Genomic DNA, 8,422 nt, shown 5'->3' with positions numbered 1-8,422 from the left:
TTCCGTGGTGACGAACACGTCGAGCCCGACTACGAGTCGTGGCGGACCTGGGATGAGCTGGGGTTACCGGTCGAGCCGACCACCGACGAGAATTGGTGGTCCCACGAACCGACGGGACTCTGCGGGCCCGATTCCGAGATCTTCGTCTGGACGGGAAGCCAAATGCCGCAGGGCACACCGACTTCCGACGACCGATGGGTGGAGGTGTGGAATCACGTGATGATGCGCTACATTCGGCATCCCGGCGGCCTGGAACCCGTGCGGCGACCGAGCATCGACACCGGCTTGGGCCTGGAGCGGCTGGTGCGAATCCTGCAGAACACGCGGTCCGTCTTCGAGATCGACGTATTCCAGCCGTGGTCGACCGAGCTGACTCGGCTCTGGGGTCCGCTCGAGGAACCGTCGCTGCGAAGGTTGTCGGACCATCTTCGATCCAGCATCGTCGTCCTCGGCGATCAGGTCGCCCCATCACCGACCGGGCGCGGTCATATACTGCGCCAACTCATCCGGCGCACCCTCACCACGCTGTGGCGTGAGGATCCGAGCCGCACCCTGTCCGACCTGCCGATGGAACTGGTGGAACACACCCTCGCGCACTTCCGGCAAGCTGTGCCCTCGCAGGAGGTGCGCACCGTTCTGCTCGATGAGGAACGCAAATTCGGCCTACTGCTCGAGCGCGGGCGAAAGGTTCTGTCGCGCAGTCGTTTCACCGGTCCTCTGACCGAGGACGACTACCACTATCTGCATGACACCCACGGCCTGCCGCGCGATCTGGTGGTGTACCTGACTACCGAGGTAGGCATTTCGAGTTGAGTCTCCACCAAGGGGAGAGAGCAGGCTGAGGGCATGGACGACGAGACGCTCTTCACGATCGGGGCCTTGGCCGAGCGAACGGGCTTGACGGTCAAAACGATTCGGTTCTACGCCGACAAGGGGATCGTCCCGCCGACCGGTCACACCCCGGCCGGCTACCGCCTGTACGACATCGACGCGCTGACGCGTCTCGAGCTGGTTCGCACGTTGCGCGAACTCGACATCGACTTGCCCACGGTGCGACGCATTCTCGCCCGCGAGAGCACCCTGGCCGAGGTCGCCGCGGCCCACGCGGACGCGCTCGAGACCCAGATCCGGGTGCTGCGTCTGCGGCGTGCGGTGTTGCGGGCGGTCGCGAGCCGGGGATCGAACCCTCAGGAGATGGATCTGATGCACAAACTGGTGAACTCGACCCGAACCGAGCGACACCGCTTCATCCACGACTTCATCGACGCCACGTTCGGCGGCGTCGACGCGAACCCTGCCATGGTGGAGTTGCTGCGCTCGACAATGCCCGACCTGCCCGCGGACCCGACCGTCGAACAGGTCGAGGCATGGATGGAGTTGGTCGAGCTGGTGCAGGACAACGATTTTCGGGCGGCCGTGCGCACCATGGCCGAGTATCAGGAGAGGCAACGGGCAGAGGGAGACGACACCGGGCTACATCACGAGCTGACGGAGGTCGTGCGCGAGGAGGTCTTCCGTGCGCTGGCCGCCGGGATCGCCCCGGACGCGCCCGAGGCGGCGGCCATCGTCGACGCGCTGTCCGCACGGTACGCGCAGACCTTCGGCAAGACCGACGACTCACATCTGCGGCGTTGGATCCTCGAACGGTTGGAGGTCGCCAATGACGTTCGGGTGACGCGATATTGGCAGTTGGTGGCGAGCGTCAACGGCTGGCCGCCGGTAGCGGATCTCGAGCCGGTGTTCACGTGGTTCGGGAATGCTCTTCGCAACTCAGCGAAGTAGGCGTAAATGCCGCGCCGCCCCGACCGCCGATGACGGTCGGGGCGGTTGTGCATCTACCGGCACCGTGGTGCAGTAGTTTCTACCGTCACTTCAAATGCCGGGCGAAGAACCGATTCGCCTCCTCTCCCGCGTGCTGCGGGACGCCGGTATGCCCGCCCATATTGGCGTACAACGCTTTTTCCTTGGAACCGAAAGCGTCGAACAGGTCCAGGGCCATCTGCCGGTCATTTCCCTCGTCGTCCCATTGGAGCAGGACGTGCAGCGGAATGGTGACCTTACGCGCCTCGGCGAGTATGGCGCGGGGCACGAAACTACCGGCGAACAGAACGGCGGCCGCGATGCGCGGCTCGACCACCGCCAGCCGGGTGCCGATGGAGATCACCCCGCCCGAGTAGCCCACCGGACCGCCGAGTTCCGGCAGCGCGAGCAGGGCGTCCAGGGTCGCCTGCCATTCCGGGACGGCCTTGTCGACCAGCGGGAGGATGAGCCGATCGACGATCTCGTCATCGACCGGCCCGCCGGCCGCCAGCGCCCGATGCAGGTCGGCGAGGGCCTCGTCGGCGGCGGCCGAACGCGGCCGGTCACCGCTCCACGGGAGCTCGATGGTGGCCACCGCGTAACCCTCCGCCACGGTGTGCCGTGCCCTGGCCAGCAGTCGCGGGTACGTCTTACGCAGCCCGAGCGGAGGTGGGCTGATCAGAATCAGCGGCATCGGTTCGGATGCCGACTCGGGCGTCCACAGGATGCCGGGAATATCGCCGAGCACGAATTCGCGCTCGATCACGCCGTCTTCAAGACGCTGTTCAGAAGTGAATTGCATGGTCGTGCCTTTCGGGAGTGCACTTAAGCGGCGCTCCCGGACGACCTATCGCCCGACCGTGACCCCGAAGAGGAGCACCCACGTCAATACTGTGTCCACGGGTACCACCTCCTCGTCTTCTCGCACGGTCCCCGGAAAGATAACAGTGCCCCCAGCACTCCACCAACGTATTTTCGCGAGGACCGAGTCAGTCGGGGTCCGCCCTTACCCACTGGATCCTCGGGGAGCTCTCCGAGCAGATCGACCGCCGCAGACCAACGGCAAGTGAATGACTATTCCTCATTCTTAGTGCTTCTAACTGGCATTTTGTGTCAACTCGAGCGCGGAGGTCGCCGACGTGATTAACTCGTTCGGCGATGGAGAAGGGGAGTTTTGGTATGGAGCTTTCGGGTGCGCAGCGGGCGGCGCTGGGTGTGATCTGCGATACGTTTGCGCCCGGCGATGGGTTGGGTCTGCCGTCGGCGAGCGAGCTGGGGGCGGTCGACACCGTGGTGCGGTTGCTGGGTCGCAGTCCGCGGGAGGCGGATCGCAAGCAGTTGGCAATGTTGTTGGGGTGGTGGGATTCTCGGGTGACCGGGGTGCTTCTCGGCGCGGGACCCCGTCGGTTCTCCGCGCTGTCGCAGCAGGAGCGCGAGCGGGCGCTGCTGCGACTGGGTGATTCGCGGCTGGGTCCGGTGCGGGCGATCTTTCAGGCGCTCAAGCAGGCGGCGCTGCTGTCCTACAACGTGACTCCGGGTCCCACGGGCACCAACCCGCTGTGGAAGGAGATCGGCTACCCGGCGCCGAGCGGACCGCTCAGCACGGCCCCGCAGCCGCAACTGACGCCCATGCGGTGCGCCGAGAACACCACGCTCACTTGCGATGTGGTGATCGTCGGATCGGGTGCGGGCGGTGGGGCCGCGGCGGCCGTGCTGGCCGAGGCCGGACTCGACGTGATCGTGCTCGAGCGCGGAAACTACTACGACGACCGAGATTTCGGCGCGGGCGAGCTCGCCGCCCTGGAACAGCTGTACGCGCCCGGGGCCAGTTCCAGCGAGGGGCAGATCACCCTCGTCGCCGGATCTTGCCTCGGCGGCGGCACCGTCGTCAACTGGAGCACCTCGCTGCCCACGCCCGACTCCGTCCGCGCGGAGTGGGCCGAACTGGGTGCGGCACAGTTCACGCAGGACGAGTTCGGCCGGGCGCTCGAGACGGTGCGAAGCCGCCTCGCGGTCACCGACACGCGCTCTCCCCTTTCGGCCCGCGACAGTGTCCTGGAACGCGGCGCGCAAGCGCTCGGCTGGGAAGTGGACTCGTTGCCGCGCAACGTAACCGAGGCGTGTGACGCCGGGATCGAATGCGGCTCCTGCGGTTACGGCTGCCGCGTGGGCGCGAAGCAGTCGGTCACCAAGACGTGGCTCGCCGACGCCGCCGCGGCCGGCGCCCGGCTGATCGTGGACGCCGACGCCCGCAGCATCCAGGTGAAAAGCGGCCGCGCCGAAAGTGTTTCGGCGATCACCGCGTCCGGGGCGCGGATCGAGGTGCGGGCTCGCGCCGTCGTCGTCGCGGCGGGCGCGGTGCAAACCCCCGCGCTACTGCGCCGATCCGGCCTGAGCAACGAGAACATCGGACGCCACCTGCGGCTGCACCCGGCCGCGGCGGTGTTCGGCGTCTTCGACGAGGAACTGCGCGGCTGGGAGGGCGCGCTGCAGGGGCGAATCTGCCGCAGGCACGCGGATCTCGACGGCGACGGCTACGGCGTCATCTACGAGACGGGCCCGGTGCATCCGGGAATGGCGATCGGCTTCATGAACTGGCGCGGCGCGGACGCGCACCGCCGCACCCTGCTCGACTTCGCCAACACCACCCCGATCGGCATCATCACCCGCGACCGCGACTCGGGCACGGTCACCGTCGACAAGTCCGGCGAGCCGCTCGTCAACTACCGCCTCTCCCCCTATGACGCCGCGCACCTGCACACCGGAATCGAGGGCGCCGCAAGCATTCTCGAGGGCGGCGGGCGCACGCCGCATCTTCTCCGGGCATCAAGCAGGCGTGGACTACGAACCGGGCCGCCGGGGTTCGCACGCCGACTTCGCCGCCGCCTGCCGCAACGCGGGCTACGAGCCCGGCCGCTGCGCGATGGGCGCCCTGCACATCATGGGCTCGGCCCGCATGGGCGGCTCACCCCGGCTCTCCGCCACCAACCCCGATGGCGCCACGTGGGAAGTCGCCAATATCGTCGTCGCCGACGCCTCCTGCTTCCCCACCGCCTCGGGCGTCAACCCGATGATCTCTATTGAGGCGATCGCCTACATGAATGCGAAAAGGCTGGCCGCCCAGCTGATTTGATGGGCACAATCTGCTGGTGGACGACGAAAGTGTATGGCACCCTTCGCGCACTCAGTGGGCTGGACCCGATGGCGTCGTGTGGCTCCGGCAACGGCGATGGCTCACGGAGCGGGATGCGCGGCGGTTCGTAATGCGTGCGTCCGGCTCCATTGTTGTGGAGGATTCCGCGTCTCGGAAGTTGACGTGGCTGGAACCCGGTGCGCGCGCCCACTATTGGGAGGCGCATGTCGCGGGCCATGTGGCGACGCCCGGATCGGCCGTGCCCGCGAACGCGGAGGGACTCACCTATCACGTCAGCACTTGGAAAAGCGCGACCGGCGAGCGCCTGACGATGCTGTCGGAGATGTGCTGAACGTGTGCGGAGAAACCGTGTGTCCCCGCTCAGCCGTCCGATCAAGGCTTCGAGGGTATGCGACCGAACAACCACGCGGCTGACACACGGACTTATTCACCACATAACTCAGGAATACCGCTACCCCGAGGTGCTGTCGACGTACATGACACTGTTCCACCACGAATCCAAGGGGCTCGGCTCCGGCCAGACGACCTGATCCTGGCCGCGATCCGTCATGGACGGGTTGGTGGTGTCGCTCATGCTGTCCTCCTCATGGTGGTACAAAATTCCCGACGTGCGGCGACTGCTCATTGCCGCACTTCCACCATCGCTCGATATGTGCGCGCCCGCAGGGGCCGAAGGTCCACTATTCGGCCCTCGTATGTCACACCCTGGGGAACACACGTTCGAAAGACCGGTTCGAGGGACGTCCGCGGCGCACCCCGCGCGATCGTGCCGAGTCAGGATTCCACGAAATCAGCGGCGAGGTTGCAGAGTTTCCATGCGCCGTTCTGGCGCTGCATGGTGCCGGTGTAGTCGATGTCCTTGAAGTACTGGCGGTATTTGTCGGGCACGTTGGTGAAGGACTCGTGGGCGAGGAAGGTCGCCGAGTCCGGGCCGGTCTGGGTGATCCCGGTGATGGTGTTGGTGAAACCGGCGTCCTTGACGTCGGGGCCGATGCGCTCATCGAATTGGGGCGTGTATTGCTTGACGAGCGCGTTGATGGCGGGCGCGGCGTCGGGGCAGGTCATGGTGTTGAACTCGTCCCACTGCTGGTTGTTGGAGGTCTCGGCGAGCCGGTTGACGACCTTGACCAGTTCGGGATCGAGCGTATTCGGATCGACGGCCGTCACCGCGGTATCCGGCGCGTTGAACACCACGGGCGCGGAGAGCGGTCGGAAACCGGACGGCGCAAGATTTTTCGACACGGACCGCTCCCAGGAGCCGTCGGAGATCATGTCCTGGATGGCGCTGGTGATCCGGCCTTGCAGCTCGGTGTCGCCCTTTTTCACGCCCACTCCGTAGCGTTCGCGGGTGAACGGGTGGCCGACCACGCGGAGTTTGTCGGGGTGTTGCGCGGCGTATCCGGCGAGAATCACGTCGTCGGTGGTGACCGCGTCGGCGGTACCGGCCAGCAGGTCGTCGACGCAGGCGGAGTAGGTGGGCCGGGCGGTCGAATTCACTCCGGCCGCGAAATCCTTTTTGATTTTCGCCGCCGACGTGGAGCCCTCCGCGGAGCAGACGGTGCGGCCGTCGAGCGCCTCGGGCCGATCGATGCGGGTCTCGTCCTTACGGACGAGCAGATCCTGTCCCGCGACCAGATATGGCCCGGCGAAGGACACCTGCTGCTGGCGCGGTGCGGTGATCGAATAGGAGGCGACGATGAAATCGACCGTGCCGTCGTTCAACATCGATTCGCGCTGCGCGGAAGGCGCCTCTTTCCAAGTGATGTGGTCGGCGTCCACGCCGAGTTTGTCCGCGATGTAGGCGGCCGTGTCGACGTCGAAGCCGGCCGGTTTTCCGCTCGTGCCCATCGCCGAGAGGCCCGGTTGGTCGAATTTGACGCCGATGGTCAGCGTCGGTTTCTCGTCGTCGTTCTTCGAGCAGGCGACCGCGAGTGCGAGGCACGCCACCAGGGCGCCGGCAACGATCGGATGTTTCATCGGATCACCTCTCCTGTCTGATGCGAACTGTTCGTGGTTCCTACGGTTTCCCGCGCCGCCGATCGTGTGGCCCCGAAAACGGAACGAATGTCGGCGCACGAGTCGATGATTCGGTCGACGTCGACGTCGGTGAGGTTCGCGTGCATCGAGAAGCGAATGAGCGTGCGGTGCCGGGAGGTGGCGGGCGGGCAGAACACCGAGCCGAAGATGCCCCGCCGTTCGAGAAAGTCGCGGATCGCCATGGCGCGCAGGTCGGGGCCGGTCTGTAAGGACACGATATGGCTCGCGGAATTCTCGAGATCGAAGCCGAGCGCGGTCATGGCCTCGCGCAGCGTGGCCGAGACCTCGTCGAGTCGCCGTCGGCGCCAGTCGTCAGCCCGGATAACGGCCAGCGCCGCGCCGAGGCCGGCGATGTCGTGCGGCAGCAGGGTCGAGGAGAAGACCGCGGGCTCGGACTCCATCTTGAAGTAATCGACGAATTCCGGGTTGTTCGTGGCGATGAATCCGGCGCGGCCCGCGAACGCCTTGGACAGGCTCACGACCCGGAACGGCACGCGTTCGGCGAGTCCCAGTGCCACGACAGTTCCGGCGCCGGACGGCCCGTCTATGCCGAGTGAATGCGATTCGTCGACCAGCAGCACGCTCGCGGTCTCCTCGGCGACCTCGCACATCTCGGGCAGGGGGCAGCGGCTGCCGTTGGTGCTGTAGATCGAGTCGACCGCGATGATGCCGGGTCCGTGCGCGCGGATCCGCCCGCGCAGGTGCTCAATGCTGTTGTGCCGGAACGGATGAACGCGCGCGCCTGCCACCTTCGCGCCGTGCCACAGCGACATGTGCGCGATGTGATCGACATAGACGGGGGTTTGCGAGTCGGCGATCGACTGCATCAATCCGACATTGGCGTCCCACCCGGACTGGCACAGGATGCCCGCCGACGCCCGCATATGTTGCGCGAGTGCGCTTTCCAGCGCTATCTGCGGATGATCGCCGTGCTGGAATACGCCGGAGGCGAGCAGTCCGCCGTCGCATCCGACCAGCGCGGCGCGGATGGCCGCGGTCACGCGCGGGTCTCTGGCCACCGCGAGATAGTCGTTGCTGTTGACGAGCACGTCCCCCGGGGCAGGCGTGTTGCCGTGCAGAATATGCCGCCCACCCCACTCGCCCGCGACTCGCTCGGTATGGAAACGCTCGACACGGCGACGGATGCGATCGGCCACCCCGGTAGCCATCCGTCTCCCTTCGCGTCGTCCCAGCTAATTCATAGCGTGCTCAGGAAAAGTACATCACCGTGGATGACTTGTGACGAAAGAGTCAATGATCACGCCGATTTATGGCGTGTCTTACCCACTCCCACCCTTTATCAAGGCGGCTCCATTCGACTTACGAACCCACCGAGCACACTCTTCGCTATCGCACGGTACTCACGTTGCGGGACGGACCTCGAACACTGGCCGGACCGCGTAGCCGGCCTGAACGAATGCGCGCGTAATC

The 8,422-nt window shown here is 66.1% G+C and carries 7 protein-coding genes and 2 pseudogenes; 5 read left to right on the top strand and 4 right to left on the bottom strand.

Annotation, left to right across the window (positions count from 1 at the left end; translation table 11 throughout):
- The coding region (locus ON39_RS39615) for an alanine--tRNA ligase-related protein (RefSeq protein ID WP_040741912.1) at positions 1-813 on the top strand (813 nt) is incomplete at its 5' end.
- A 33-nt stretch (positions 814-846) separates the two neighbouring features.
- Complete coding sequence (locus ON39_RS39610) at positions 847-1,782, top strand: MerR family transcriptional regulator (RefSeq protein ID WP_040741910.1); 936 nt, start codon at positions 847-849, stop codon at positions 1,780-1,782.
- 85 nt (positions 1,783-1,867) lie between these two features.
- Here ON39_RS39610 and ON39_RS39605 read toward each other — a convergent pair whose 3' ends face one another.
- Positions 1,868-2,602 (bottom strand): dienelactone hydrolase family protein, encoded by a 735-nt coding sequence (locus ON39_RS39605; RefSeq protein WP_040741908.1) that lies wholly within the window; start codon positions 2,600-2,602, stop codon positions 1,868-1,870.
- 356 nt (positions 2,603-2,958) lie between these two features.
- Between ON39_RS39605 and ON39_RS51340 the strand changes: the two are divergent.
- The 3 genes and pseudogenes from ON39_RS51340 to ON39_RS39595 all read left to right on the top strand — a co-directional run.
- Positions 2,959-4,176 (top strand): annotated as a pseudogene (locus tag ON39_RS51340) (GMC family oxidoreductase N-terminal domain-containing protein); the annotation flags it as partial.
- 364 nt (positions 4,177-4,540) lie between these two features.
- The gene (locus tag ON39_RS51335; RefSeq protein WP_306307563.1) at positions 4,541-4,933 is read left to right on the top strand and encodes a GMC family oxidoreductase; all 393 of its coding nucleotides are present in this window, start codon (positions 4,541-4,543) and stop codon (positions 4,931-4,933) included.
- A gap of 178 nt (positions 4,934-5,111) precedes the next feature.
- Positions 5,112-5,285 carry a hypothetical protein gene (locus tag ON39_RS39595; protein WP_157195608.1) on the top strand — a complete coding sequence of 58 codons (174 nt, stop codon included), beginning with the start codon at positions 5,112-5,114 and terminating at the stop codon, positions 5,283-5,285.
- A 120-nt stretch (positions 5,286-5,405) separates the two neighbouring features.
- Here the strand turns inward: ON39_RS39595 and ON39_RS50985 are convergent, their stop codons facing one another.
- The 3 genes and pseudogenes from ON39_RS50985 to cqsA form a co-directional block, all read right to left on the bottom strand.
- Entirely contained in the window at positions 5,406-5,528 is a 123-nt protein-coding gene (locus ON39_RS50985) for a hypothetical protein (protein ID WP_255219334.1), read from the bottom strand.
- 620 nt (positions 5,529-6,148) lie between these two features.
- Positions 6,149-6,931 (bottom strand): annotated as a pseudogene (locus ON39_RS46830) (glutamate ABC transporter substrate-binding protein); the annotation flags it as partial.
- Positions 6,928-8,160: an alpha-hydroxyketone-type quorum-sensing autoinducer synthase gene (gene cqsA / locus ON39_RS39585; protein ID WP_051187691.1), complete on the bottom strand. Its 1,233-nt coding sequence runs from the start codon at positions 8,158-8,160 to the stop codon at positions 6,928-6,930. The pseudogene ON39_RS46830 and the gene cqsA, both read right to left, overlap by 4 nt.
- Between the last annotated feature and the right edge of the window lie 262 nt (positions 8,161-8,422).

It is taken from the genome of Nocardia tenerifensis NBRC 101015, assembly GCF_000308715.1.
Lineage (GTDB): Bacteria > Actinomycetota > Actinomycetes > Mycobacteriales > Mycobacteriaceae > Nocardia > Nocardia tenerifensis.
This window is presented reverse-complemented; position numbering and strand designations above follow the sequence as displayed.

Coding starts and splice junctions, on each gene's coding strand:
- ON39_RS39610 (WP_040741910.1), top strand. CDS start 847: ATGGACGACGAGACGCTCTTCACGATCGGGGCCTTGGCCGAGCGAACG.
- ON39_RS50985 (WP_255219334.1), bottom strand. CDS start 5,528: ATGAGCGACACCACCAACCCGTCCATGACGGATCGCGGCCAGGATCAG.
- ON39_RS39605 (WP_040741908.1), bottom strand. CDS start 2,602: ATGCAATTCACTTCTGAACAGCGTCTTGAAGACGGCGTGATCGAGCGC.
- cqsA (WP_051187691.1), bottom strand. CDS start 8,160: ATGGCTACCGGGGTGGCCGATCGCATCCGTCGCCGTGTCGAGCGTTTC.
- ON39_RS51335 (WP_306307563.1), top strand. CDS start 4,541: ATGACGCCGCGCACCTGCACACCGGAATCGAGGGCGCCGCAAGCATTC.